Here is a 25292-nt window from a genome sequence, read left to right as displayed (position 1 = left end):
GCAGTTTTGTGTTATTTTATCATTCTAATTGCTGTATATTTATTATCCCCAAATAAGAAAATAGATAAAAATCAGCACTGCAAGTACGATACGATAATAACCAAATACTTTGAAATCGTGTTTCTTAATATATCCCATAAGGAACTTAATCGCAAACACAGATACAAAGAATGATACGAGACAGCCAACAAGCAAAATGACTACCTCCATCGGTGTATAGTTAAAACCAAGTTTCAGAAGCTTCACGCCGCTGGCTCCAAACATCGTTGGAATTGCCAGGAAAAATGTAAACTCTGCCGCAACGCTTCTGGAAACTCCGATCAGCAGCGCACCAATGATCGTTGCACCTGAACGTGATGTTCCCGGAATCAGTGCAAGCACCTGAAAGCATCCGATCAAAAATGCAGTCTGATACGTAAGCTCTTTCAGTTTTGTTACCTTTGGCGTCATGGACGCATTACGATTCTCCACAACGATAAATAAAATACCATACACAAGCAATGTAATACCGATTACGATATAAGTGGATAAATACTTATCGATAACATCATCAAACAAAATTCCAATAATTCCGGCTGGAATACATCCGACAATCACTTTGCACCACAAATTAATCGTGTTCTTCTTCTGCCGTTCATTCTTCCGCGGCGAAAATGGGTTTAACTTATGAAAATATAAGACAACAACTGCAAGCGCTGATGCAAGCTGAATCACCACTTTAAACATATTCATAAATTCTGTACTGACATCCATTTTCAGAAATTCATTCACAAGCAGTAAATGTCCTGTACTGCTGATCGGAAGCCACTCTGTGATTCCCTGAACGATTCCAAATATAATTGATTTCAAAATATCCAGCATCTTTTCTCCTCCTCTATGCTAAGACAAATTTTTCAATTGCTTTTGCGACTCCATCTTCCTCATTGGAAACTGTAATATAATCTGCCGCCAGCTTCACTTCTTCGGCTCCATTTTCCATAGCAACAGCAAATCCTACTTCCCGAAGCATCTGGAGGTCATTGAGCCCGTCTCCGCAAGCCATGATTTCTTCTCTTCGAATGCCAAGCATTTCTCCCAGCTTCAGAAGCCCTTTCCCCTTATTTACATCTTTTCCATTGATTTCGATATTATTGTCCAGTGCACTGGATATGGTAATATCCGGTATCTTCGCAAGTTCTTCCCATGCAGCTCTTCGCTCTTCCCGATTTGCAAACATCGCATGAACTTTATCAAGACCACGGTTCATTTCCTTTACTTTTGCCTTGACATCCGGCACCGTCTTCTTCGTTGCCCGGATATATTTCTGCATCGATGGATTCGCCACATATCTCTCAATCTCGTCCATCGCTGCCTGCTGTACATACGAAATACCCTCAAAGTACACTTCTCTTAGTGTATCATATTGTTCAAAAACATCCAATATTTTTTCTGCACTTTTTGTCGAAACAAGTGATTCAAAAATAACCTTATTTTCTTTCAGGTCAAGGATACGTCCTCCGTTTGCCGTCAATGCATAGCGCATTCCCGGAAATGTTCTTAATTCTTCCGGCACGCCTGAAATCGGCCGTCCCGTAGCCACAAGAACGGTAACTCCCTGACTGATTGCCTGTTCAAGTACCTTTCTGGAATAGGCTGTCAGCTCTTTTCTTTCATTTAATAATGTTCCATCCAGATCCATTCCGATCATTTTTATCTTCTGCTGCATATCATCGTTCTCCTTATGCAAGTTCTGTTGATTCGTTTCTGTCTATCGCGCAGTTATTGTATCATATGTGAATTAAAAATTGTGGATTGTAACAATTTCTTAACAAAATTTGCATAAATTCGAAATTTATAGTATAATACACTGGCAACCGATTCACGGTCTTTATATTTAGCGAAAGGAAACTCGAATATGAACCCAAAATTGAAGCGCAGATTTCGCTCTCTGACTGCACTGGCAAGTGCCTGCATCCTGAGCATATCTGTTTTGCCTGCACATGCCGAGGAGACAATTGATTCCCTGCGGGACAAGACCTCGACACTGCAAAATGAGCTTGATGGGCTCAATACTGAACTTTCTTCCATTAGCGCAGATGTAGATAACATCCTTACCCAGATTACAGAGACAACTGCGCAGGTCGAACAGACAAAGACTGAGTTGGGAGAAGCATTGGCAAATGAGGAACAACAATATAATGATATGAAGATGCGTATCCGCTATATGTATGAAGAAGGCAAAACTGCTATGCTGGATACACTCTTTAGCGCAATCAGCATGGCCGATTTTCTAAATAAAGCTGATTTTATTACAAAAGTCAGTGAATATGACCGGGCAATGCTTGAGAAACTCCAGAACACGCGGGAAGAAATTGCTGCCAAAGAACAGGCACTTGAAATCCAACAGCAGGAACTCCTGACACTTCAGGCAGAGCTCACTGCCAAAAAAGATGCGCTCGCCTCCAGAATTTCTACCGCTTCCGGTGAACTTTCTGCCTACAGCGCTAAACTTGAACAAGCCATTGCAGCTGAAAAAGCCGCACAGGAAGCGCTTGCCAAGAAGGCAGAAGAAGAAAAACAGGCTGCACTTGAACAGGCTCAAAAAGAAGAAGAACAGCAGGCACAGCAAAAGCCATCCCGTCCTGATCCGGATGATTCCGGCAATTCTGATCATTCCGGGAACTCTCATCCTGCTGATCAAAGTGACCTTGATCTCTTTGCCGCCATCTTACAATGTGAAGCAGGAACTCGCGACTACGATGCACTTCTTGCAGTCGCAACCGTTATTATGAACCGTATGGAAAGCTCTAAATATCCAGATACATTACACGGTGTTATTTATCAAAGCGGTCAGTTCTCTCCAACCTGGAACGGAAGCCTTGATAAAGTATTGAAAAAAGGAGCTGTTTCGCTCTGTTATACCGTTGCCAGCGATGCACTCGGCGGTGCGCGCCATCCGGATGTTAGAAACTGTTACCAGTTCCGCGCAAGTTATACCGGCCACCAGGGTGTTGTGATCGGCGGAAACGTATTCTTTTAAGAAATAAAAAGACTGATACGATGTAATTTATTTTTATTACATTGCGTCAGTCTTTCTTCTTTCTATCTTTCTTTCATTTTTATTTATCATAAAGCAGAGAAAATGCTTTCTGATCTCTTTGCCGGAGAATCACATACCCGACAACATTGATAACACCTATGATTACAATAAACATCCACACCGTCTGCATCGGCATTCCATCTGCCATACTTCCCACAACCTGCTGACCTGATAACTGAAACGCCCCTCCAAATATCGTGTAAACGGAAGAAAATCTTCCTCTATGGGATGCCGGAATACGTCTCGTCAGATATGGCTGCCGTCCAAGTGTCTCACAGATCTCTCCAATCGTAAAAATAATCATAGAAATAAAATATACGATCAAAACATTCTGCACAAGTGCATAGGATAAAAAGCCGAGTACAACAAGAAACTGACCAAGCAGCAGGCGATCCACATCCCGTATGCGCGACATCATCTTCGTGAGAACCGGTGTACCGATAATCACAACAAATGCATTTACACTTGTCAGTGTCCCAAATAAAACTGCTCCCTGTTCTCCATAGTACTGTTCCAAATTCAATGGCATTAAAAAGTTAAACTGACTATAAACAAGCATCCAGATGCCGCCGCAGAGCATAAACAGCAGCAACAGTTTATTTTCCCACAGAACGCGCCAGATGCTGTGACCATCCCGCACTTCCTCATAATGACCGGATACCGTCTCCGTTTTCACCGGTGTAACGTCTTTAATGAATAAGAAAATCAACACCGTTGATGAAAATGTTGCCAGACTGCTGATAAGAAACGCAAGCGAAAGGTGATTCGCAAACAAAAATCCTCCGATTGTCGGCGCCAGCACAAGGCCAAGATTCGTTCCAAGATAACTTAAACTATACGCACGTTCCCTGTCTTCAGCCGAAGACAAATCTGCCACTAATGCATCATAGCTCGGCCATTCCATTTGCGCAAAAATAGCCGCCAAAGCCAAAATCGGTACTAACTTCTCTGACATCGGCATAAAGGCACATACAAAGTAACTCACAACCGTTACCAAATCGCATACAATGATCAGATTCCTCTTATTAAATCTGTCTGCCAGTTTCCCGCCGATCAGCGTAAAGGGAAGCTGTACAAATCCGAGAATCATAAGTATTGCCGCAATCTGCGTTGCCGAATACCCAAGCTTATTCTTCAAAATCAGTGTCATCATTGGCCAGATCAATGCTCCCATGTTGGTCACAACCCTGCCCCAAAACAAAATGTACAGTTCTTTCCGCATTCCCATGTATTGTCGAATGTATTTCATAATGTCCCCCTGCCGAAACCAATTGCTGTTCTTCCTACATATCTTCTACATTATCTCATACAGTTTTCTTCTTCGTCAACGAAGTTTTTATATTAATTCTATATACTATTCATACTCCCATATATCACTTTGTAAAAGCTCTCTTATTGTCTGCATGGATAAATCTACAGACGCAATTTCATCTGCACATCTTTTCAATTCATTCCGAATTGTCTCTTCATGCTGTACGTTTCTTTTATATTTCATTTGATGTTCTAGTGCTGCCCAAAAATCATTCTTGGTTATAGCCCGGAATCAATGTAATTTTCAGACATTGACTCATAGGATGTTTCCAGAATCTTGTTCTTTTCCCGGTTTCCTCTGCATGCCATCTCCTTGCCGGTCTCCTCTTTCTCCACCGCTGCTTCCAGGTGCTCCTCCATGAGAATTATTTCCATAAACCATACTATCCATAGTAATACTCTGCTCTGTTGTTCCGGCTTTTATTGTATAAGTTTCTCCTTCTTTTATTTCCGAACTGCTTATGATAATAGACGAATATTCTTTTTCTGCTGTCCAATTCAGAAGTTCTGTTCCATTGCTGTCAAGAAGTACAATATTTGTATTTTGCTCCTGTGGATCTGTATTAATCATAATAACTCCCTGCGTGGAAGAAGAGTCAAAGTTTTGTGCCATACCAGAGGAACCAGCCGCTGCAAAAATGCCTCCGGTGATTTGTGCTGTTCCGCTATAATCTAATGTTCCATTTCCATCATTCGTAGGACCGGATACATAGGTTTCTCCACCGGAAACAGTAATATCTCCATTAGAATCGATTCCATCTCCAGAAGCATTTACCCGAAGAACTCCCCCTGCAATGTTAATGTATGCACCTTCTGTGGATGCAAACTGGTCGCCTCCAAATCCAGGTCCTTCAAAACCGCTGCTGTCATTTCCTCCTGCTGCATTCATGCCATCATCCGTTGCTAAAACAAAAATTACTCCTCCCGTAATATCAATACTCAAGCCTTCAATTCCTTCATAGCTTTTAATAATATCTATACTTCCTCCGGAAATACTCGCATTGGAATCCGCATGAATCCCATCATCTCCTGATGATAACGCATAGGTGCCGTTTTTGACAGCAAGATTTCCGTTAGAATGAAGTGCATCATCCTCTGCATCAATATTATAGGTACCGCCATTTAATACCAACTGTGCAGCTGCTTTTATCCCTTTAATACTAGTTGTATTTTCTTCTGCCTCTTCCTGGAACGTCCGTTGCATCGGTTTATCTTCTCCACTACTTTGGTTCTGTACTCTGGCACTGCCTTCTCCTGACAGAATCTCATAAGTTCCATCCTCTGCCTGCAGCCATGAGCTGGCACTAATTCCATCCTGTTGCGACGTGATGGAAAAACTTCCTCCCGCCAGATACACAAATCCAAGACTGCTGTCCTCCGTATTTTCTGCATGGATGCCATCTTTTTCTGATACAATCGTATAAGAACCATTGGCGATACGGACACTGTCCTTTCCTGAAATTCCATGACTGGCACTTGTGATTACATAGGTTCCGCTTGTAAGAACCAAATCGTCTTTTGATACAATCCCATGCCCTTCCTGAGCTGTGACTGTAAGGGTTCCTTCCCCATTCAACGTCAGATCTGATTTGGAAAAAACAGCTGAATCAATATTATTTTCATCTATGGCCACATAGGTACCGTTATTTTCCAGAATATTTTCCGTTCCTGAAGCAGTGGTAATAAACACTTTATCTGCTGAGCGAACATACAATGCTGCTGACTGGGAATTCGAAATGCTTACACCATTAAGAATAATTTGAATTTTGTCTGTATCTTCTGCCTCTACAATCACCATTCCGTTTGAAAGAGATCCTGAGAGTATGTATGTTCCTTCTTCTTTAATTGTTACCGTATTTTCTGTAATAACCACAGCATCTGACTCACAGACAGAACTATCATCCGCCAGCGAAATGGCAACACTTTCCGACTCTTCATATCCTACTTCTTTATCACGATCCGAGAACATATTAGAAGTATCTATTTCTGTAATCGAAGTACCTACCGCATCAGAAGACTCTGTCGTATTTTGCTGCGTATTTTCTCCTGTCTTTTTGTTACATCCGGATAATATTAACGTTCCCAGCAGTAAAAATAATAAAACTTCTCTTTTTCGCATTTGCCATCATCTCCTACACTTCTATAATTCTCCGATTACAGTTTCCTGTCTGCACATAGTAATTTCCAGATTTCCATTTCTGCACCGGAGCGCATCAATTAATTCTTTTTCTGTTGCCGGATCTTTCAGTGTTAGATTATATGTAATCTTAAACAAACTTCCCATGTTCGTAGTTTTAATCTGTACAACCTCATAATCCGTTGTATATTTCTTCAATATTTTGTCAAATACCCCACTATAATCCAAATCCTCCGGTATGGTAATATGTAAGGTTTTATAACGCAGCCCATGTTTTCTTGTTCCAAAGTCCATTCGATTATATAGCAGCATAATTCCGCCCAGAATCAGCGCAGATAACAGCGCATACGCAAGATACCCCATTCCTGCCACCAGACCGGAACACATAGCAAGGAAAATCGCTCCAATTTCTTTCGCCGATCCCGGAACGGAACGGAATCGCACAAGACTAAAAGCTCCGGCAACGGCCACACCCGTTCCCACATTTCCGTTGACCATCATAATGACTACACAGACCACTGCCGGAAGCAAAGCCAACGTTGCCACAAAGCTTTTTGTATATTTTGTTCCGTACATATATGTTCCTGCCAAAATCAATCCAATCACAAGGGCACATCCCACGCATAACAAAAAGTCTGAAATAGAAATCACACTGGTCATATCGGTATCAAAAATTCCCTGAAATAAAGTATTAGACATTGCTGTATCCTCCCTGTAAGGACTCTGCCAGCATACGCTGATAGGCAGAACCATATTTTGAAAATGATGTTTTATATAAATGGTGTTTCGTAAGTGTTTCGCTCATCCATAGAGGTATCCCACCGGACGTTTTGATTTCCATGAGAGCCTGGTCTTTCCCTAACAACGAAATCCCGTAAATTTCACTGCCAAGTGAAAAATCATTTCTCCGATAAAGGATATTTTCGTCAAAGGTTATCCGGAAGTCACTGCCGTCAAGGGAATAATAGGCTTCTCTTTCATAAGATAAAAATACAGATGGATGAAGATTCTCATAGTAGTCACGAAAATACTGAATTTCATCTCCGATTTGAGAATTTACCGGAAGCGGCTTTCCCGTCTGAAAACTCTCCATAACTTTTTCTTCCGGAAGCTGCAGTCTGCGTTTATAAACTACCGACTTATATTTTTTCTTAATTTCCACAAAGACCGGATCTGTTGTCTCTACCGGTTTATAACTTCGGATGCGAAGTTTTTCTTTATATACCGGTTTTTCCAGTGAACGCCTGATTAACCGGAAGTTATCGGTATCAAGGTAAATATTTCTTATAACGGTTCTTCCGTAATCATCCAGTTTCATGTATGGTTCCATTGCAAGAAGTATCTCTTCCTTTTCCTGCCTGTTCAGCAGGTATTTTAATTCATAACGCTTAAAGGTCATTTGATAGGTCATAATATTTCTCCCTGTGTTTTTATTTTACATACATAAAATACGCTCTTAACCTTAATTTAACTTAAAATGCTTTTATGAAAGTCACTTCTTCTAGCCAGCAAAATAGAAATTGTTTCTCAATAGAATCTTGATACTCTTCTGTATAAATAGACTTTTCTTCATTTTTAGTCACTTCCGTTGCATCTGCCTGTATCATTTCATTTATTTTTAGTTTTGAAAAAGAGACCAAAATTCCGGCTGCTGCCAGTACAAAGACAATTTTTCCTATTTTTTTTCTTTATGTTTTCTTCTTTATACATTTGCAGTTCCTCCTGATTGTTTCTGTTGATGGAAACAACTTACCATCTTTACCTTAACTACACTTTAAATAGTAATTAATTCCTGAAAAACAGCATAAAAAAGTGTCTCCGACACTTCAACTCCCCTTCCCCTCACTCTTGAGGGGTTAGGGGTTTCTTTTTTTCTCATTTTCCCTCATAATAGTCTTATGAATGTTTTACAAAAAATTTTTAAAGACCATTTTGAGGAAATGATTTATATTCAACATCCTCGTGACTCCGTCATCGAAAATGTAGAAAAAATGATTCATTGTGGCGATCCTTCTTTTGGCGGTGCCATGTATGCCTGCCCTTCCTGCGGAAATTTCAAATATGTTCCTTTCCGCTGTCATTCTAGGTTTTGTCCTACCTGCGGCAACATGTATTCCATCGACAGAACTACTTCTATGTCTTTTAAGATCATCAATGTCCAGCATCGCCACTGTGTGTTTACCATTGCTCGAGAACTACGTCCTCTATTTTTAAATGACCGTTCTCTTTTAAACTGCCTTTTCTCTGCTGTCAACAGTGTTGTCACTCGCATGTTCCATAAAGATAACAAAACCGAACTCTTTACTCCTGGCTTTATCTGTGTTCTTCATACCTTTGGCAGAGATTTAAAGTGGAATCCCCATATCCATTGTCTCATTTCCGAAGGCGGCGTTGGGAATTCTCTTCATTGGCGTCACAAAAAACACTTCAATTATAGGCTTTTGCGCGATTCATTCCAAACGGCTCTTTTGAACGAGTTACATTCTAAGCTCGGTGACTCCTTTAAAAAACTTAAGGCTTCTATCTACACCGAACATAAAAATGGTTTTTATGTTCGAGCTATGCCCAATAAATGCAACCCCTCTCATGTGATTAAGTACATTGGCCGTTATCTTGGCAGACCAGTCATTGCAACTTCTCGTATTGATTCTTACGACGGTGAATTTGTTACTTTTCACTATAATCGTCATGAAGACGAAAAACTGGTCACTGAAACTCTCCCTGTTCTTGATTTCATGGCACGACTTACTCAGCATATCCCTGAAAAACATTTCAAGATGATTCGTTATTACGGCATATATGCCAGACATCGTAAATCTGACCAATCTCTTCACAGAGCAATCTCCAGGGAAAAGCACAAAATATTTCTTTCCTTTAATCGGTGGCGAGATTCTATCCTTCATACTTTTGGTTATGATCCTCTAAAATGCCCTTCTTGTGGTACAACTATGCTTTTCCTTGAGTTATATTTCAACCATGAACCTGTTCCTTTGCATGAATTATATGAAAGAGTGATGCGTAAGCACCGATGCCGTTCTCCTGCCTCTCCTTCTTCTCTTCCACAGTCTCCTGTTACATGGTACAATCAACGTATCTAATATGGAAATGGAGGCTATCACTATGAAACGAATCACTGAGGCAGAACTTGCAAAGGAACTTCGGGAACAGTATATTAAAAATCCTCCAGAAGGCATGACTTCTGACGAAGTCCGCGACATGAGCGATGATGATCTTTTGGATATGGATTATTTCTTACACGAATTTGATGATCTGGATGATGACGATTTCGGCGAAGAAGGTTTTTATATCTTCTAAACTCAAACCGTCTATTTCCTTTGCCCGCCTTTGTGCGGGCTATTTTCATTCAAAAGTTCGACGAAAGTCGAACTTTCCTATAAAGTAAAAAAAAGCCCGTATCAAACATGTCATTTGTACGAGCTGTATAAAAACTATTATGTTGGAAGTATTACCGTAATTTTCAATGATTTTTCATCCTTCGTTTCTGCAAGGATTTTGCCCCTATGGGACTCTACCGTTGCGGCAGCAATAGAAAGTCCCAAACCATAGCCTCCGGTCTGCGAATTTCTGGATGCATCTGTACGATAAAACCGATCAAACAAATGCAAAATCTGTTCTTGGGAAATATATTCTGTCGTATTAAAAACAGACAAGTACATACGGTTTTTCTTCTTTTCCAGAATAACAGAAATCTGTCCATTTTCATTTGTGTATTTTACTGCATTGTCTAGAAGAATTGTTACAAGACCCCGGATTGCTTTTTCATCCCCCTTCATAGATATCATTGGTTGAATGGTACTGTCCAGATTTTTCTTTTGTACCTTTGCAGGTGCCTGGAACGTATGACACACTTCTTCCACCACATCGGATAGCGGAAAATCTACTTTCATACTACTGTCCTGCCCTTCTTCCATACGTGAAAGCATGATAAGCGTATTCGTCAGATCCGCCAGCCTTTTTGTCTGTCCCTTAATATCCTGAAGCCATTCATTTTCCCCAAAATCCATTTCCAGAACCTCTGTATCAGCTTCAATGATAGTTAACGGTGTCTTTAACTCATGTCCTGCATCTGTAATAAAGCGCTTTTGCTTTTCATAATTATCAGAAAAAGGTTTTACAATGCGAGATGACATAATAACCATTAACGCAAATACAGATAAAATTCCTACGCTTGATACCCCAAAGGTTGTAAGCAGAAAGTTGTGAAAATTATCTAATTGCCGTCTGCAATCCAGAAAAATAATGCGTATCTGTCCTTTATAAGAACATTTCCAATATCTATACTCATCCAAAAATCCTTTTTCTGTTCCTTTTTCCCAAATCTCAGAAGCATATTCCATCGCTTTTTCTGTATCGATCGAAATGATTTTGGAAGTATCCGTTAAAATAATGTTTCCATTTTCATCAAGCAAAACAGAAAAAAATCTGGATTCATAAGGAATTTCCGGTGACATTCCAAGCCGGTCATCTTTTCTTTCTGTCGGAAATTTTTGTGGGAATTTCCCTGCGTTTTCTTCCAGAACTTCCAGAATCCTGTCTGCATCATTCACGATTTTCTTATAATTTAAAATTCCTACGATTCCTCCAATCACAAAAAGTACAAGAAAAAGCGAAATCATGGAGGCAGCAATCAATTTAATGCGAAGTTTTTTTATCATGACATTTCCTCCAGAGAATATCCTGCATTTCGTGTCGCTTTAATCTGAACATCTGCATGAAGCGCGGATAATTTTTTTCTCAAATAGGAAATATACACCCACACCACATTAATCTCCGCCTCACTGTCATATCCCCATATCTTTTCTAAAAAACGTTCAGAAGAAATTAATTGATGCGGATTGCACATTAAAAGCTCCAGCATTTGAAACTCTTTATTCGCAAGACGGAAACTGCCTTTTGCTGTTGAAAGTTCAAAGGTTGCTCGATCCAGTGTGACATTTCCCATGGTTAGTTTCGAATTCATCTGTGCGGTTTGTAATCTTGTCATTGCCCGGATTCTTGCTAACAACTCTTTCGCATGAAACGGTTTCGCCAGATAATCATTTGCTCCGGCATCCAAGCCTTCTACTTTATCATCAACTTCAGACTTAGCTGTTAACAATAAAATCGGAATCAAATTTCCTTTTTCTCTGACTTTTGTTAATACGGTAAGACCATCTACTTTAGGCATCATAATGTCTAAAATGACTGCATCATAATTATCCATTTCCAAATAATCTAATGCAGCTTGTCCATCATAAACCGCATCTACAGAATAGTTATTTCTCTCTAAAATTGCCACTAATGCTTTTGATAATGCTTTTTCATCTTCTGCTAATAGTAACCGCATTGTATGTTCCTCCTCTTGAATTACCTTCTCATTCAATTATGGTTAATCTGTTTTTGTAAGAATAAGTGTATTACCTTAATTATACCTAAAATAAAGTTAAAAAGCTCATGCGGAAACCAATTTTATTTTTTCGATAAATTTTTCGGATGCTTTTGAAAATACCTGGTATTTTTTCCAGATAATGTGCATACCGGCTTCCGTCTTTGGCGAAAGCGGTCGAAAACACAGCTTAGTATTTCCTGAGGTGTTAATGATTTTATCTAATCCAATTGCATATCCCAATCCTTCTTCCACCATCAAAGATGCATTGAATAACAGATTGTAAGTTGCTACAATCTCTAATTCAGATAGTTCTTTATTGATCCATGCAGTTAAAGTGCCTTTGCTGTCATCCTGATTTGAAATAATTAGCGGCTTATCCCATAAATCTTCCGGTTGAATGGTTTCTTTCGCAGCCAGCGGCAAATCTCTCCTCATCAATACTCCCCATATATCTCTAAAAGGCAATTCAATGGAATTGTACTTTGTATGATCTACATTTCCAAACACAATTCCGAAATCGATTAATCCCTTATCCAGCTGTTCGTTAACGAAATCTGCATTTCCGCTGGAAATGTGATAATGAATTCCAGGATAAGACTCATAAAGTTCTTTCGCAGCTCTTGCAATAAAGCGGACAGCATCTGTTTCTCCGGTTCCGATATAAACATCTCCTACAATCATTTGCTCAGAAAACGATATTTCCCGTTCTGTTTTTTGCACCAGACTTAATATTTCTTCTGCCCGCTTACGAAGAATCATCCCTTCCTCAGTAAGCGTTACCTTTCTTGTTCCCTTCGTTCCTCGAATTAAAAGCTGTTTCCCCAGTTCCTTTTCCAGCGCCTTGATCTGAGTCGAAAGCGTAGGCTGTGAAAGATGCAGCGACTCTGCTGCTCTGACAATACTCTGTTCTCTTGCAACTGCAAGAAAGTAGCTGAGTACCCTCAATTCCATCCTCAACTCTCCCTTCTGTTTGTGCTGATTATAGTATAATTTGCTTTTGCATAGGTTTCAACTATTGAAATCAATAACATATAAGTATTTGCTATTCTTTTTCCATATTACTATAATAATAAATACAGGGACACTCAAAATAGCTTTCCCATTAGATAGTACAATATTTCATAACAGACAGGCGGTGATAAATACATATGAGTGATAAAAAAATAAAATTGGAGCAGCTCCTTGCATATGGTTCCAAGACAGCAATCATTCAAAATCTAAAAGATGCCGGATGCAGTCAGGAAACAATAGATTGCTGCCTTTCCTGTCTGGACACCGGAAAAAAGACAGAACTGTTAGAACGATTAGAAGCACATCGAAACGGGATATTGAACAAAGTACATGAAGGCGAAAAGCAGATCGACTGTCTTGACTACCTGGTGTTTCAAATAGGGAAATGTTCTTGTCCGCCCGATAAAGTATAAGGAGGAAACCGAGTATGAAAATAATAGAAAATCAAAGATTTGACGAGGAGCGTGCGCTTTATGGCAGCAATCAGCTTTTGGTAAAAAACTGTTCCTTTGATGGACCGGCTGATGGCGAAAGCGCATTCAAGGAATGCAGTCATATCGAAGCTGAACACTGCTTTTTCAACCTTCGTTATCCATTCTGGCATGATAATGGGCTTACAATCCGACATTCTGAAATGACAACCGACTGCCGGGCAGCATTGTGGTATTCCAATCATGTGACAGTAACAGACAGCGAACTCCACGGAATCAAAGCATTTCGGGAATGCAGTGATGTAACAATCCGAAACTGCGACATTATTTCTCCGGAATTCGGCTGGTCTGTTCAGAAAATCTGTATGGAAGATACTGCCGCAGTCAGTGAATATTTTATGATGCGTTCAGAAGATTTAACATTCCGCAGAGTAAAATTTCAAGGGAAATACTCTTTTCAGTATATCCAAAATGCCACTTTTGAAGATTGCATTCTTGATACAAAGGATGCATTCTGGCATGGAAAGAATATCACAGTTCGAAACAGTACTATAAAAGGTCAATATCTGGCATGGTATTCTGATGGTCTGACATTGATCAACTGTAAAATTATTGGAACACAGCCATTTTGTTATTGCAAAAATTTGAAACTAATTGACTGCGAAATGCTTGAAACTGATTTGGCTTTTGAAAAATCTCAAGTAGATGCAACAATCGTTACGAAAGTTGACAGTATCAAAAATCCACTGTCCGGACAAATTACCGTACCAGATGTTGGTGAAGTGATTGTAGATGATGTCAATGCAAAAGGCAGGATTATCATTACAGAACAAACAAAACATAACGAAACTATAAACAAAAATGCCTAAGTTTTTAAAATGAGGAGTAATATATATGAGTAAAAATATTTTGGTTATTTCAACAAGCCCAAGAAAGGGCGGAAACTCAGAAACACTTGCGGATGCGTTCATCCGTGGGGCAAACGAATCCGGACATGCAACAGAAAAAATCTGCTTATATGATAAAACAATCGGCTTTTGCAAAGGCTGCCTTGCCTGTCTGAAATCTCATCGCTGTGTCATCCATGATGATGCAGATGATATCGCACAAAAAATGGGCAAGGCGGATGTTCTAGTATTTGCCACACCGATTTACTACTATGAGATGTGCGGTCAGATGAAAACGATGCTGGACCGAGCCAATCCGCTGTATGACTCTGACTATCAATTCCGAGAAGTTTATCTTCTTGCAGCCGCAGCCGAACCCGAAGAAAGCGCTATGGATGGGGCGGTAAAAGGACTCTCCGGCTGGATCGAATGCTTCCCGAATTCCAGACTCGCCGGAACCGTATTTGGAGGAGGTGCAGATGCTGTTGGTACAATCCAGGGAAATCCGGCGCTGAAACGGGCATATGAAATGGGGAAAGCAGTTTAAGAAGGATGTATATGAAGAAAACAACAACGAAAATGAAACTTGAAGTTGGAAACTATGTTTTTACAGCTGCTCTGGAGGAAAATTCTTCCGTAGATGCATTGAAAGAATTACTTGCAGCCGGTCCACTGACGCTTACTATGACTGACTATGCAGGAATGGAAAAGGGCGCTGATCTTGGAATGGTATTGCCGCAAAACAATGTGCAGATGAACACACAGGCAGGAGACATTATCCTATATCAAGGAAGAACCTTCGTAATCTATTATGATACCAATTCTTGGAGTCTGACACCAATCGGGAAGATCGAAAATGTGGACGCGGTCGCATTGCGACAGGCGCTTGGTACAGGAAATGTTTCCGTAACAATATCCATTGAATAAAAGGAGGATAAAACATGAATATATTGATATTAAATGGCAGCCCCAGACCAAATGGAAATACTGCAGCGATGGTGGCAGCGTTTTCCGATGGCGCAAAGCAAAGCGGTCATAGGGTAAACATTGTGAATGTTTGTCAGAAGAAAATCGCAGGGTGTCTTGCCTGTGAATACTGCCATACCAAGGGGAATGGTACTTGTATTCAGAAAGACGATATGCAGGAGGTTTATCCTCTCCTTGAGGAAGCAGAAATGATTGTACTTGCCTCTCCTATTTATTATCATAGCTTTTCAGGACAATTACAATGTACCATCAACCGTATTTACGCACTGGATAAACCAAAAAATCTAAAAAAAGCCGCACTAATCCTCAGCTCCGGCAGTGATCATGTATACTGTGGCGCCATCTATGAATATCAGAATTCTTTTCTGAATTATCTGAACCTAGAGGATATGGGAATTTTCTCCGCATATGACAAACAAAACAAGTCCGCTGAAAAACTAAATGAGCTTCGGGAATTTGGAAAAACACTAAAATAATGATGCTCTGTTGAATGAACTGAGCGTACCGTGAAAAGTGCTGCTGAAATAAAAGCACAGACAGAAAAACGGGCGGATTTCCCGCCCGCTTCAATTATATTCTTTATCAACTTTTTCTTAGTAAATGAATATTCATTTATTTCACTTCTGCCTTTTTATATATTAGATACAATACCGGAACAGTCACGATACAAAGTGTCAGATATAATGGTATTAGGAGTGTAAAGACTCCCATTACTTTTCCGCCGATTTCACACAAAAGAAACTCGTCGTGGTATGTGCATATCCTCAGCAGCATATCCGGGAAAAATGTTACGATACGTGTAAGAACCGGAATTCTTCCCAGAAACATCGGCGCACAGGATAATGCAAACGGAATCACAACCGCAATTACAGTAGAACGCGTCAACGCCGATACAGCCATCGTCAAAAAGATAATAAACATAACTCCAACATATCCACCGATTGTAACATAGAAATATTTTTGCAGGTAAGTCCAATTATACATACTCATCCAATTGCTTTCCCCAAGCTGTACCGGACAATCAGCCCCGCCGATGCCTAAAGCCCCCAGTATAATTACGGTAAAGAGAAGTAGCGATGCCCAGTATAAAACGGTCGTCATCAGAAAACCTGTGCTGATTTTAGATAAAATAGCTTTATTTCTTCCCAATTTACTGGAAAAGAATATGGCGTCCGCTTTCTGCGAATACTCATCTGAAAAAATCCCCGCTGCAAGTGTGCCGAGAATCACAACTAATAGCGTCATCAAAGTCGGAAGATACTGCGAATCTAAAAGTGCTTTCCATCCTTCTGCATATTCGTAATAAAAAGGTGTCTTGAGGTTCTCCCATTGGTTGATCAAGAACTCTTTTTCTTTTTCCGAAAAACTATCCTTTATCTCCTCTCTGGAAAGATATTCTTTCAGACTATCCACTCTTATCTGATAAATACCTGCCGCCTCCTCCGGTGATAAGCTGTCTGCACGGTAATAATCCCACTCATCGAATCCGGCAAATCCGTTATTTAACATCTCATGAATATCCCTAAGTCCCTGCTGCTTCACAGACGCTTCATCAAGATCAGGTGTTTCCGCAAGAATCTTTTTGTTTTCCTCTATTACCTGCCTTAATACATCCTCAGTCAACTCACCTTTCCATTCATTTTTTGCAGACTTAAGTTCTTTTGCAGCAGAAATTCCTCGAAGCACTTCTCCATTTTCTGTCGTATACGTCACATCTCTAAGAGTAAGAAGACTTCCCGCTAACAACATTGCCGCCAGAACAAAAAGTACGATCTTATTCACCGGCTTCACAAGAATTTTTCTAATTTCAAAATTCAGCATTGTTGTCACCTGCCTTTTCTCCAAAATAGTACAAGAATAAATCCTCCAGATTTGCCTCCACAAGCTCTGCATCCGCCATCGGTTTTTTCGCCGAAATAATCCGAAGTTCCACACCGTGAGCTTCCGACTTCATGTTAGAAATCTTATATTTCCTCATGTACTTTTCCACTTCGCTTTTATTTACATAGCACTTCCAAACAACCTCTTCCATCATTCCCAACAATTCATCTGCAGTACCGTTGTAAAGGATTTTTCCTTCTTTCATCAGCAATATTTCATTCGCAATATACTCAACATCTGAAACAATGTGCGTTGATAAGAGAACCAGCCGATTTTCAGCCAATTCACTAATCAGGTTTCGGAACCGGATACGCTCGTTTGGATCAAGTCCTGCTGTCGGCTCATCCAATATCAGTATTTTCGGATCATTTAACATTGCCTGTGCAATTCCCGCTCTTCGCAGCATACCTCCAGATAACTGTTTCATTTTCTTTCTTGCCGCCTTTTGAAGTCCTACTCCCACAATCAGTTCCTTAACTCTCTTTTTAGCTACCGCCGGACGAATCCCCTTGATGGATGCAATATACAGCAGATAATTTTCTATCGTAAAATCCGGGTAATAGCCAAAATCTTGCGGAAGGTACCCTAGAATTTCTCTGTATTTTTCATCGAGTTTTAAAATATCACGCCCATTACAGGTAATCTTTCCACTTGTAGGACGAAGCAACGTACAAAGCATACGCATAAGTGTTGTTTTTCCTGCACCATTTACACCCAGCAGACCATACACACCGCTTGTCATGGTGATGTTCAAATGGTCTACTGCGGTAAACTGTCCAAATTCTTTTGTAAGATTCGTAATCTTAAGTTCCATTTTTCATACTCCTCGCCAAATTATATCTGATCCTGAGAAACATTTGCGTCATAGTTGCGTTTCTCAACCGGATTGATATGAGTATACCAAAGGATTTTTATAATAGTTTATTATGTCCGCTAAAAATATGTTTTCTGTCCATAAGTAATATCAATAAAATAGTATAAAATTGATTATTAAAAAAACTCGCCTTTGGGATTAGTATCCAAAGACAAGTTTTTATTTTCAACATACATTTAATTCACTTCCTGCTTCTACAGTTGCTTTGCATCAAATGGCAACATTATTTTTACAATAAACTCTCCTTTTTCATTCACACACTCTAACGTTCCCTCATACTTCTTTACAACATCTGAAACGCTCTGTAATCCCCATCCATGAAACATTTTATTCTCTTTCGTAGTATTTGGAAGCATTTCAAATTTCTTCACATCGTTACACGAATTTACCACTTTAATGAACAGGAAATAATTTATCCGACGCATTGTAATATGAATCCACTTATTTTCCGGTAATTGCTCTGTTGCTTCAATCGCATTATCAATAATATTGGACAATATCGTGCATAAATCATTTGACGATATATTGCTGTTCTCAGGAAGTTCAACATTAATGTCTGATTCAATATGTAATTCCTGCATTCTCTGTAATTTACTATTTATCACTACATCAACTACATCTATACCTGTCCAAACCGTATTACACAACCTCAGAATAGGTTTGCTTATCTCTTTGATATATTCTTTTGCTTCCTCTACATGTTCATCATCCAATATATGATACAAGACATTCAAATGATTGTTCAAATCATGATACAATTTCGAATTATCTCTATAAATCTCATTAATAGAGTCATATTTTTCACTCAAAAGCTTCGTTCGCATTTCCAGAAAATTTACTTTGAATTGTTCTTTCTGACGCTCTGAAAAAAAATATACAATAAATATGATTAGAATCAAAACACAAATAGCCATAAACCAGATTAATGGCATCGTTCTATTAAATGCCATTCGCACGTCATTCACCATAAAAAAATGCCCGCAAAAGCCAATTATAGGTATTAGTATAGCTACATACCCAGAATTAATATTTACCGAAATCTTTCGTAAATATTTACGGAGGACAATATACGTCAATACCCATAAAGTTTTTACAACAATCATCAGTATTACTCTAATATCCCCCATCTCTTCCATTACTTTTGTTATAGTTTCCATACCACCATAAAAGCTTGCAGCTAACGTTATCACTAAAATGTCAAAAGAACTCAAACATATCAGGTAAAAACTTGCCACTACAAAAACAGAAATTTTTCGAACTTTATACAGAAAAATTCCCGTTACACTCAAGTATATCCATACTATCGTTAACGTCACATTAGAAACTAAAACAATATTGTTAAGCAGAACTGTTCCAATTGCCCCTATACTTGCAAAAAACAAATTCATATATGGAATCTCTATTCTTTTATCTTTTCCAAATAGTATCGCAAAAACCAAATACGCAACATAAAGCTCAATAAAAGTTCCTGCATATTCTATCATTTGATACACGAAACTCATATACGTGCCTCCCAATACGAATTAATCGCCTGTTTGACCTGTTCCATTTTAGCATGACTTGCCAATAAACGAACGCCATCCTTAAGTTCTACATAGTCATCTTTGATTTTCACAATATATTGTATATTTACAATCGTCCCTCGGTCAATAAACATAAAATCCTTAGAAGCCAACTCCTTCATAACATCAGCTAAACTCTTTCTTACTTTTGTTATGCTTCCATCAGTCAACGCTAAAACCGAATTTTTACCTTCTCTTTCTATATAAAGAATTTTCTGATGCAATATTCGTTCTACCCTGCTAGGCATATCGATACAATATACCTGATTTGATCTTCCCATAATTAATTTAAACGCATCCCGTATGGCATGTTCAAACTTTATATCCAAGGAATTTTTAGGTATATATCGGAAAATAGCTAATTCAAAAGCATCGATTGCATATTTGGTATACGAAGTGATAAAAATAATAATCACATCAGACAAGTATTTCTTCACATACTGAGCCAAATGCATCCCATCTATATTCGGCATCTCAATATCACTTAAGATTAAATCAAAATATTTCCCCTCTTGAATATCATACTGCAATGACTGGCTCTGCGTATATAAGGAAATATCAGCAACAATATTAATCTTTTTTAACACTGATAACATTTTTTCCTTCAAAATACTTACAGACTTTTCATCATCATCACATATAGCAATATAAAACATATCATTGTTCCTCCCCCTTACAGTACTTTGCACCTATGGTTCTTTTTGTTAATCTAATCTTACCTGCAAGATCATCTGAAGTGTAGGATGAATCTTCTATGTCAATTCTAAAATGGCGTCCATCAAACGTTATTCTTTTCTGCCTTGCAACAAATGAAAAGCCTCTGCCAAGTTCCAAAAGAAATTTCTGCAAATGTGTAATTAACGCTTGCTCTAAATCACTTTCATAAAAATCATCATTTGGTGTCAGTCCAAGAAATTCCAATACATATGGGTCACGGATAACATCTTCTGGTTTTTTTGCCGTCTCCAATGTCTGAATTTCTGCCGCAACCTGCTCTTTATTTTTACTGGATAATAATCTTTCGTAAAAGAAAGAATTTATCTGTCTTTCAAGCTGTCTGGTACTCCATTGTGATTTTACGGCTTCCTGCATATAAAATTCTCGTGCTTTATCATTTTCCACACGCATCAAAAGCCGATAATGAGTCCAACTTAATTCGCTACGCAGTGCGTAGCCATTTGGAAACGTCAAATAAAACTACCTCATATTTTTCAAATTGGCAACAGTAAATCCTTTTCCAAAATCTCGAGTCATTTGTTTCGATAATTCTTTCAATAAACCTGTCCCATACTCCGCCTTTTCATTACCGCCCTGTTCTTCAATGATTGATTTTCCTATATTCCAATATGCTTCAACCATTGCAAAATTAGCTGTTTGATAGACTTTATTTCTTGCTGTTATCAAGATGTTCTTTATCTCATCATAAAATTTTTGTTCCATAAAAACCTCCGCAAGACACCTAGTTTTATTTGTATAAATCCTTTCTCAATCGATTTACAAGTATATTAAATTGTTCCTCTCTTTTCTGGTGAATAAATTTATCTAATTCCTTGACAAGACCATCATCTTTTGAAATTAACTTCAACTTAGGAATTGCCATCTTCAAATCATTTATTGCATTATTTCTATTTTCATCATCTGATAGCTCTTGTATATTATACCTTGCAACTCCTAAAGAAAATTTCGCTTCGGCTGGAAAAAGTACAATTTGCGCAAATACAATTATAGATTCATATACTCTCTTTTTTCGTCAAAAATATACTTTTTCTTATCTTGCATTGGTTGAAAAATAAATGTGGACAATATCAACGTTATTACAGAAGAACCTAATATACTAATAATTATGGAAATTATATTATCTATACTCATTTGCAAACCTTCCTTGCTACAATTAAATCACCTCAAAATGCTTCAAAGCATCCTTTATCACTTCTGCTCTTTTAGCAATATTAGCAAGCGGTACTTTGCCCTCACCCTCGCCAAACTCGACTTTTACATTGATTACACTGTCAGTTTTTTGCGGGAAAGCATTACTACCGTTTCCACATGCACTGTCATTGGAAACATATCTACCGCCTGCACTCTCTCCAGCTGATATCCTTCCCCGCACAGATACTTCAGATCCCTTGCCAATGTCGCAGAGTCACAGCTCACATACACAATCCGTTCCGGCTTCATATCAACCATCGTTCGAAGCAGCGACTCTTCACAGCCTTTCCGCGGCGGATCTACTACGATCACATCGGCATGTGCTGTCTCGCCTTTATGCTCTCTTTCGTAAGATGCATAGTATTCCGGAAGCACTTCTTCTGCTTTACCTACATAGAATTCCGCATTTCCCATCTCGTTAAGTTTGGCATTTTTTCTGGCATCCTCTACAGCCTGCGGGACAATCTCAACGCCATATACCTGTTTTGCCTTCTGTGCAAGGAAGAGTGAGATTGTTCCGATTCCACAATAGAGATCCCACACGGTCTCGCCTCCGCTCAAGCCCGCATATTCCAGTGCATAACCATATAATTTTTCTGTCTGAACCGGATTGACCTGATAAAAAGAAAGCGGAGAGATCTGGTATTTTACATTGCCGATATAATCTGTGATATACGCCTGTCCTGCCAGCACCCGTATCTCTTTTCCCATAATGACATTTGTATTTTCCCGGTTTACACTGAGACTAATGCTTGTCATTCCGGAAATGGTCATAAGTTCTGCGACAAGTTCTTCTTCATGGGGAATCCTGTTTCCATTAACAACAAAGCAGACCATGATTTCTTTTGTTGTAAATCCATAGCGAATGAGTACATGACGAAATAGACCTCGCTGCGTTTGCTCATCATAGGCAGACAAGTGATATTTCTTCATAAATGCCAGAAGAATCTGAAGGATTTTCTCATTTTCTTCTACCCCAAGCATACAATCCAGATTAGAAATGATCTGATGCGTACGCCCTGCATAGAAACCGGCTACAGGATTTCCCTCTTTATCCTGTCCAATCGGGAACTGTGCTTTATTCCGGTAATGAAACGGATGCTCCATCCCGCAGATAGGCTCCATAAGCGTTTCAATTCGTTCCTCTGCAAATCCTCCCAGACGTATGAGATTGTTTTTTACTTTATTCTGCTTGAAGCGAAGCTGTTCTTCATAAGACATCGCCTGAATCTGGCATCCTCCACACTGTCTTGCCACCGGACAAGGAGGCGTAATGCGATTTGGGGACGGCGTAAGAATTTTCATTAATCTTGCATATCCATAATGTTTCTTTGCCTTCATAATTTTAACTTCAACCACATCTCCAATGACTGTATCTTTTACGAAAAGTGTATACCCGTCAATCTTTCCGATTCCTTCTCCTCCAACACCGATGTCTTCTATTGTAACTGTTACTATTTCATTTTTATTCATTGATTTTCCCCTGCTTCTTTCTAGTTCCTGTTCATATGTAACAGAAAAGGAACAAACCTTTCGCCTTGTTCCTTCTACTTTCCTTTTTAAATGCTCGTCTTTCTTAAATTCGATTCAAATAATCTGTTATAACCAAGCCAGTCATTTGTCTGCTTATCTTTAAATAATTCTTTCAATGTCTGGAATCTCGCATCGGTACAATCGGCATGATATAGCGCCAACGCCTCAGCCAACGCCGGCTTTTTCGGTGATCCATATTCCAGTTCACCGTGATGAGCCACAATGCAATGTTTTAATTCATTTGCCAGCGTCTCCGGAAATCCCGGAATGCTGCGCACAGCATCGCTTACCATTTCTACACCGATCACAATATGCCCGAGAAGCTGTCCTCCGTCTGTATAGTCATTTTCCGGAAATGCTGACAGCTCTTTTGTCTTACCGATATCATGATACAGGGCTGCCGCATACAACAGGTCTTTATTGAAGATGCTGTAGGAATGAACATAAAATTCACACATTTTCACAATACTGAGTGTATGTTCCAACAGTCCTCCCGAAAATCCATGATGAATACTCTTAGCTGCTGAATGTGCTTTAAATTTCTTGATAAATGCTTCATCTTTTACAAAGTAATATTCTACTGCCTGGCGCAGGTATGGATTTTCAATCTGCTTTACATAGCTTAGCAGCTCATTGTACATCACATCGACACTGTTCTCGCTTGTCGGCATATAATCAGCCGGATTATATTCTCCTTCTTCTGCTACTCTGAGCTGACGGATATTCAGCTGAAGGCTGCCATTATAACTGATGACATCACCAAATACTTCTACGAAGTCCATCTCATCATAATCTGCCACTCCCTGAGAATTCGGATCCCAGATTTTTCCGTCCAGCATACCTGTCTTATCCTGCAGATTCAGTGTATCATATGGTTTGCCGTTTCGTGTTTCTGCAGAACGTTTTGATTTACATAAATAAATATTTCTAATGGTTTCTCCTTCATGGAGTGTATTAATATAGCGCATAGTTTTTCCTCTTCCTGTCTTTATTCTTTACTTGCAACTGTCACTTCATATGTAATATCTACATACCCGTCTGCTCCAGCCCGCTTCACACCAATGCGGATTTTTGCATCCGTTCTATAAGTTAAAATCTTTGTTTTGTAACTTGCCAATGTCTGGATCTCATCTCCGTCAACAGATACAATGATATCGCCGCTTTGAATTCCCGACTGCATTGCCGGCGAATCTGCTTCTACTTCCTTAACATAAACTCCCATTGGAATCTGTTTTTTCTCCTGAACAGCTTTCGGAATGTCTTCTCCATGGATTCCTACATAAGGTACGCCGCTGCCATTGAGCAAAAGCTCTATCTGTGATTTAATCTCTGAGATTGGATAGGCAATCAAATTACTTCGGCTCGTTTCATCAGCCGCCCGGCATGTGATTCCCACAAATTCGCCATTCACATTAAAAAGAATTGCCGAACTGTTTTCATTCGCTCCGATATCGCTCTCAAGAATTCGGCACATCCCATCTGCTTTACATATCTGGGACTGTGTGGAACTGACTACTCCATAAGCCAGTCCGTCTTTCGTGCCAAATGGTCTTCCGAGGGCAATCAGCCCATCCCCTCTTCCAAGCAGATTGGAGTTACCATAAACAGCAAAATTCGTATACGTCCAAACAGTATCTGACAGCAATGTCTTGCTGATTCCAACCACTGCCAGTCCGAGATTATCATCTTTTTTCTTTAACACTGCCTCATATTCTTTGTCATCCGGAAGCGTCACTGCAATCGTCTCTTCTGAATTTCCAAACAAGATCCCTTCTGTCAAAACAAGTATTTCTCTTCCATTATCTGCCAGTACAATACCTGCTGCCGCCTGGTAAGACTCATCCAGCCATTCGTCTCCTGCCGGACGTACGGTTACCTGAGCTACAGCTTTTGACGCTGTGCGGGAAACATCATACACAGCCCGGTTCAATTCCCGTACATTGTTAATATCAAGGACTGCTGTCTTATCTTCCTGCTCTTCTTCCTCTTGATTCTGCGGATTCTCTTCTTCATCATCCGGAGGCACAACTACTTTTTGGGGACTATTCTCGAATCTCTTTTCTGCCCATGGTTTTAGTCCGTAAAAAGCTATACAGGCACAAATTCCAAAAAGAATCCCTGCCCCTGCGATCAGACATGCCTTCTGCCATAAATGTTTCCAGTTAAATGGTTTGTCTTTAATTTTCTCTTTCAGAAAGGAATATTCATTTTTGTTCTCCATAGGCTATTACTCCTTTTCGACTCTTTTTATAGTATACATGATTGCAAATAAATGTTCAAT

Annotated in this window: 24 protein-coding genes and 2 pseudogenes; 8 read left to right on the top strand and 18 right to left on the bottom strand. The window is 39.4% G+C overall.

Going from position 1 to position 25292, the window contains the following annotated elements:
• Positions 1 to 42: 42 nt before the first annotated feature.
• Positions 43 to 861: an undecaprenyl-diphosphate phosphatase gene (locus KFE17_12750; protein QUO31695.1), complete on the bottom strand. Its 819-nt coding sequence runs from the start codon at positions 859 to 861 to the stop codon at positions 43 to 45.
• A gap of 13 nt (positions 862 to 874) precedes the next feature.
• The gene (locus KFE17_12745; protein QUO31694.1) at positions 875 to 1705 is read right to left on the bottom strand and encodes an HAD family phosphatase; all 831 of its coding nucleotides are present in this window, start codon (positions 1703 to 1705) and stop codon (positions 875 to 877) included.
• Between the two features lie 189 nt (positions 1706 to 1894).
• Between KFE17_12745 and KFE17_12740 the strand changes: the two genes are divergently transcribed.
• On the top strand, positions 1895 to 3019 hold the full coding sequence (locus KFE17_12740; GenBank protein QUO31693.1) for a cell wall hydrolase: 1125 nt from the start codon (positions 1895 to 1897) through the stop codon (positions 3017 to 3019).
• A 79-nt stretch (positions 3020 to 3098) separates the two neighbouring features.
• On the opposite strand, the gene KFE17_12735 is transcribed toward KFE17_12740, so the two are convergent.
• From KFE17_12735 to KFE17_12715, 5 genes and pseudogenes are all read right to left on the bottom strand, one after another.
• Complete coding sequence (locus tag KFE17_12735) at positions 3099 to 4328, bottom strand: MFS transporter (protein ID QUO31692.1); 1230 nt, start codon at positions 4326 to 4328, stop codon at positions 3099 to 3101.
• Between the two features lie 105 nt (positions 4329 to 4433).
• A pseudogene (locus KFE17_12730) lies at positions 4434 to 4601 on the bottom strand (RelA/SpoT domain protein).
• Positions 4602 to 4646: 45 nt separating this feature from the next.
• On the bottom strand, positions 4647 to 6509 hold the full coding sequence (locus tag KFE17_12725; protein QUO31691.1) for a carbohydrate-binding domain-containing protein: 1863 nt from the start codon (positions 6507 to 6509) through the stop codon (positions 4647 to 4649).
• Positions 6510 to 6530: 21 nt separating this feature from the next.
• Complete coding sequence (locus KFE17_12720; GenBank protein QUO31690.1) at positions 6531 to 7226, bottom strand: DUF4956 domain-containing protein; 696 nt, start codon at positions 7224 to 7226, stop codon at positions 6531 to 6533.
• Entirely contained in the window at positions 7219 to 7938 is a 720-nt protein-coding gene (locus KFE17_12715) for a polyphosphate polymerase domain-containing protein (protein ID QUO31689.1), read from the bottom strand. Before KFE17_12715 ends, KFE17_12720 begins: the two co-directional genes overlap by 8 nt.
• Positions 7939 to 8425: 487 nt before the next feature.
• Here KFE17_12715 and KFE17_12710 point away from each other — a divergent pair, with 487 nt between their 5' ends.
• Together KFE17_12710 and KFE17_12705 are read left to right on the top strand one after the other, a co-directional pair.
• Positions 8426 to 9625 (top strand): transposase, encoded by a 1200-nt coding sequence (locus KFE17_12710; GenBank protein ID QUO31688.1) that lies wholly within the window; start codon positions 8426 to 8428, stop codon positions 9623 to 9625.
• 22 nt (positions 9626 to 9647) lie between these two features.
• Positions 9648 to 9842, top strand: coding sequence for a hypothetical protein (locus KFE17_12705; protein QUO31687.1), 195 nt, complete (start codon positions 9648 to 9650; stop codon positions 9840 to 9842).
• Between the two features lie 137 nt (positions 9843 to 9979).
• On the opposite strand, the gene KFE17_12700 is transcribed toward KFE17_12705, so the two are convergent.
• The 3 genes from KFE17_12700 to KFE17_12690 all read right to left on the bottom strand — a co-directional run bounded on the left by KFE17_12700 (position 9980) and on the right by KFE17_12690 (position 12867).
• Positions 9980 to 11203, bottom strand: coding sequence for a HAMP domain-containing histidine kinase (locus tag KFE17_12700; protein ID QUO31686.1), 1224 nt, complete (start codon positions 11201 to 11203; stop codon positions 9980 to 9982).
• On the bottom strand, positions 11200 to 11874 hold the full coding sequence (locus KFE17_12695; GenBank protein QUO31685.1) for a response regulator transcription factor: 675 nt from the start codon (positions 11872 to 11874) through the stop codon (positions 11200 to 11202). The genes KFE17_12700 and KFE17_12695 overlap by 4 nt, the downstream gene beginning before the upstream one ends.
• Before the next feature lie 105 nt (positions 11875 to 11979).
• Positions 11980 to 12867 carry a LysR family transcriptional regulator gene (locus tag KFE17_12690; protein ID QUO31684.1) on the bottom strand — a complete coding sequence of 296 codons (888 nt, stop codon included), beginning with the start codon at positions 12865 to 12867 and terminating at the stop codon, positions 11980 to 11982.
• A 197-nt stretch (positions 12868 to 13064) separates the two neighbouring features.
• On the opposite strand from KFE17_12690, the gene KFE17_12685 reads away from it, so the two are divergent.
• The 5 genes from KFE17_12685 to KFE17_12665 are packed head-to-tail and all read left to right on the top strand — an operon-like array spanning position 13065 to position 15708.
• On the top strand, positions 13065 to 13340 hold the full coding sequence (locus KFE17_12685; GenBank protein QUO31683.1) for a hypothetical protein: 276 nt from the start codon (positions 13065 to 13067) through the stop codon (positions 13338 to 13340).
• Between the two features lie 14 nt (positions 13341 to 13354).
• Entirely contained in the window at positions 13355 to 14227 is an 873-nt protein-coding gene (locus tag KFE17_12680; protein ID QUO31682.1) for a DUF3737 family protein, read from the top strand.
• A 25-nt stretch (positions 14228 to 14252) separates the two neighbouring features.
• Positions 14253 to 14792 carry a flavodoxin family protein gene (locus KFE17_12675; protein ID QUO31681.1) on the top strand — a complete coding sequence of 180 codons (540 nt, stop codon included), beginning with the start codon at positions 14253 to 14255 and terminating at the stop codon, positions 14790 to 14792.
• 11 nt (positions 14793 to 14803) lie between these two features.
• Entirely contained in the window at positions 14804 to 15172 is a 369-nt protein-coding gene (locus tag KFE17_12670; GenBank protein ID QUO31680.1) for a hypothetical protein, read from the top strand.
• 14 nt (positions 15173 to 15186) lie between these two features.
• The gene (locus tag KFE17_12665) at positions 15187 to 15708 is read left to right on the top strand and encodes a flavodoxin family protein (protein QUO31679.1); all 522 of its coding nucleotides are present in this window, start codon (positions 15187 to 15189) and stop codon (positions 15706 to 15708) included.
• A 136-nt stretch (positions 15709 to 15844) separates the two neighbouring features.
• Here the strand turns inward: KFE17_12665 and KFE17_12660 are convergent, their stop codons facing one another.
• The 8 genes and pseudogenes from KFE17_12660 to KFE17_12625 form a co-directional block, all read right to left on the bottom strand.
• Complete coding sequence (locus KFE17_12660; protein ID QUO31678.1) at positions 15845 to 17053, bottom strand: ABC transporter permease; 1209 nt, start codon at positions 17051 to 17053, stop codon at positions 15845 to 15847.
• The gene (locus tag KFE17_12655; protein QUO31677.1) at positions 17040 to 17927 is read right to left on the bottom strand and encodes an ABC transporter ATP-binding protein; all 888 of its coding nucleotides are present in this window, start codon (positions 17925 to 17927) and stop codon (positions 17040 to 17042) included. The genes KFE17_12660 and KFE17_12655 overlap by 14 nt, the downstream gene beginning before the upstream one ends.
• 254 nt (positions 17928 to 18181) lie before the next feature.
• Positions 18182 to 19489 carry a GHKL domain-containing protein gene (locus KFE17_12650; GenBank protein ID QUO31676.1) on the bottom strand — a complete coding sequence of 436 codons (1308 nt, stop codon included), beginning with the start codon at positions 19487 to 19489 and terminating at the stop codon, positions 18182 to 18184.
• Positions 19486 to 20205, bottom strand: a complete 720-nt coding sequence (locus KFE17_12645) for a response regulator transcription factor (GenBank protein ID QUO31675.1) — start codon at positions 20203 to 20205, stop codon at positions 19486 to 19488. Before KFE17_12645 ends, KFE17_12650 begins: the two co-directional genes overlap by 4 nt.
• Positions 20206 to 20302: 97 nt before the next feature.
• A pseudogene (locus tag KFE17_12640) lies at positions 20303 to 20989 on the bottom strand (DUF1016 family protein).
• A 561-nt stretch (positions 20990 to 21550) separates the two neighbouring features.
• A complete protein-coding gene (rlmD, locus tag KFE17_12635; GenBank protein ID QUO31674.1) occupies positions 21551 to 22951 on the bottom strand; it encodes a 23S rRNA (uracil(1939)-C(5))-methyltransferase RlmD in 1401 nt (466 codons plus the stop codon).
• A gap of 86 nt (positions 22952 to 23037) precedes the next feature.
• Positions 23038 to 23979: an HD domain-containing protein gene (locus KFE17_12630; GenBank protein ID QUO31673.1), complete on the bottom strand. Its 942-nt coding sequence runs from the start codon at positions 23977 to 23979 to the stop codon at positions 23038 to 23040.
• A gap of 20 nt (positions 23980 to 23999) precedes the next feature.
• On the bottom strand, positions 24000 to 25232 hold the full coding sequence (locus KFE17_12625; protein QUO31672.1) for a serine protease: 1233 nt from the start codon (positions 25230 to 25232) through the stop codon (positions 24000 to 24002).
• Between the last annotated feature and the right edge of the window lie 60 nt (positions 25233 to 25292).

It is taken from the genome of Faecalicatena sp. Marseille-Q4148 (genome assembly GCA_018228665.1).
GTDB lineage: Bacteria > Bacillota > Clostridia > Lachnospirales > Lachnospiraceae > UBA9414.
Note: the sequence above shows the minus strand (reverse complement) of the source record. Positions and strands in the feature narration are given on the sequence as shown.

Bases quoted from the DNA above. Each gene is read 5' to 3' on its own strand.
- KFE17_12750 (QUO31695.1), bottom strand. From the start codon at position 861: ATGCTGGATATTTTGAAATCAATTATATTTGGAATCGTTCAGGGAATC.
- KFE17_12745 (QUO31694.1), bottom strand. From the start codon at position 1,705: ATGCAGCAGAAGATAAAAATGATCGGAATGGATCTGGATGGAACATTA.
- KFE17_12740 (QUO31693.1), top strand. From the start codon at position 1,895: ATGAACCCAAAATTGAAGCGCAGATTTCGCTCTCTGACTGCACTGGCA.
- KFE17_12735 (QUO31692.1), bottom strand. From the start codon at position 4,328: ATGAAATACATTCGACAATACATGGGAATGCGGAAAGAACTGTACATT.
- KFE17_12725 (QUO31691.1), bottom strand. From the start codon at position 6,509: ATGCGAAAAAGAGAAGTTTTATTATTTTTACTGCTGGGAACGTTAATA.
- KFE17_12720 (QUO31690.1), bottom strand. From the start codon at position 7,226: ATGTCTAATACTTTATTTCAGGGAATTTTTGATACCGATATGACCAGT.
- KFE17_12715 (QUO31689.1), bottom strand. From the start codon at position 7,938: ATGACCTATCAAATGACCTTTAAGCGTTATGAATTAAAATACCTGCTG.
- KFE17_12710 (QUO31688.1), top strand. From the start codon at position 8,426: ATGAATGTTTTACAAAAAATTTTTAAAGACCATTTTGAGGAAATGATT.
- KFE17_12705 (QUO31687.1), top strand. From the start codon at position 9,648: ATGAAACGAATCACTGAGGCAGAACTTGCAAAGGAACTTCGGGAACAG.
- KFE17_12700 (QUO31686.1), bottom strand. From the start codon at position 11,203: ATGATAAAAAAACTTCGCATTAAATTGATTGCTGCCTCCATGATTTCG.
- KFE17_12695 (QUO31685.1), bottom strand. From the start codon at position 11,874: ATGCGGTTACTATTAGCAGAAGATGAAAAAGCATTATCAAAAGCATTA.
- KFE17_12690 (QUO31684.1), bottom strand. From the start codon at position 12,867: ATGGAATTGAGGGTACTCAGCTACTTTCTTGCAGTTGCAAGAGAACAG.
- KFE17_12685 (QUO31683.1), top strand. From the start codon at position 13,065: ATGAGTGATAAAAAAATAAAATTGGAGCAGCTCCTTGCATATGGTTCC.
- KFE17_12680 (QUO31682.1), top strand. From the start codon at position 13,355: ATGAAAATAATAGAAAATCAAAGATTTGACGAGGAGCGTGCGCTTTAT.
- KFE17_12675 (QUO31681.1), top strand. From the start codon at position 14,253: ATGAGTAAAAATATTTTGGTTATTTCAACAAGCCCAAGAAAGGGCGGA.
- KFE17_12670 (QUO31680.1), top strand. From the start codon at position 14,804: ATGAAGAAAACAACAACGAAAATGAAACTTGAAGTTGGAAACTATGTT.
- KFE17_12665 (QUO31679.1), top strand. From the start codon at position 15,187: ATGAATATATTGATATTAAATGGCAGCCCCAGACCAAATGGAAATACT.
- KFE17_12660 (QUO31678.1), bottom strand. From the start codon at position 17,053: ATGCTGAATTTTGAAATTAGAAAAATTCTTGTGAAGCCGGTGAATAAG.
- KFE17_12655 (QUO31677.1), bottom strand. From the start codon at position 17,927: ATGGAACTTAAGATTACGAATCTTACAAAAGAATTTGGACAGTTTACC.
- KFE17_12650 (QUO31676.1), bottom strand. From the start codon at position 19,489: ATGAGTTTCGTGTATCAAATGATAGAATATGCAGGAACTTTTATTGAG.
- KFE17_12645 (QUO31675.1), bottom strand. From the start codon at position 20,205: ATGTTTTATATTGCTATATGTGATGATGATGAAAAGTCTGTAAGTATT.
- rlmD (QUO31674.1), bottom strand. From the start codon at position 22,951: ATGAATAAAAATGAAATAGTAACAGTTACAATAGAAGACATCGGTGTT.
- KFE17_12630 (QUO31673.1), bottom strand. From the start codon at position 23,979: ATGCGCTATATTAATACACTCCATGAAGGAGAAACCATTAGAAATATT.
- KFE17_12625 (QUO31672.1), bottom strand. From the start codon at position 25,232: ATGGAGAACAAAAATGAATATTCCTTTCTGAAAGAGAAAATTAAAGAC.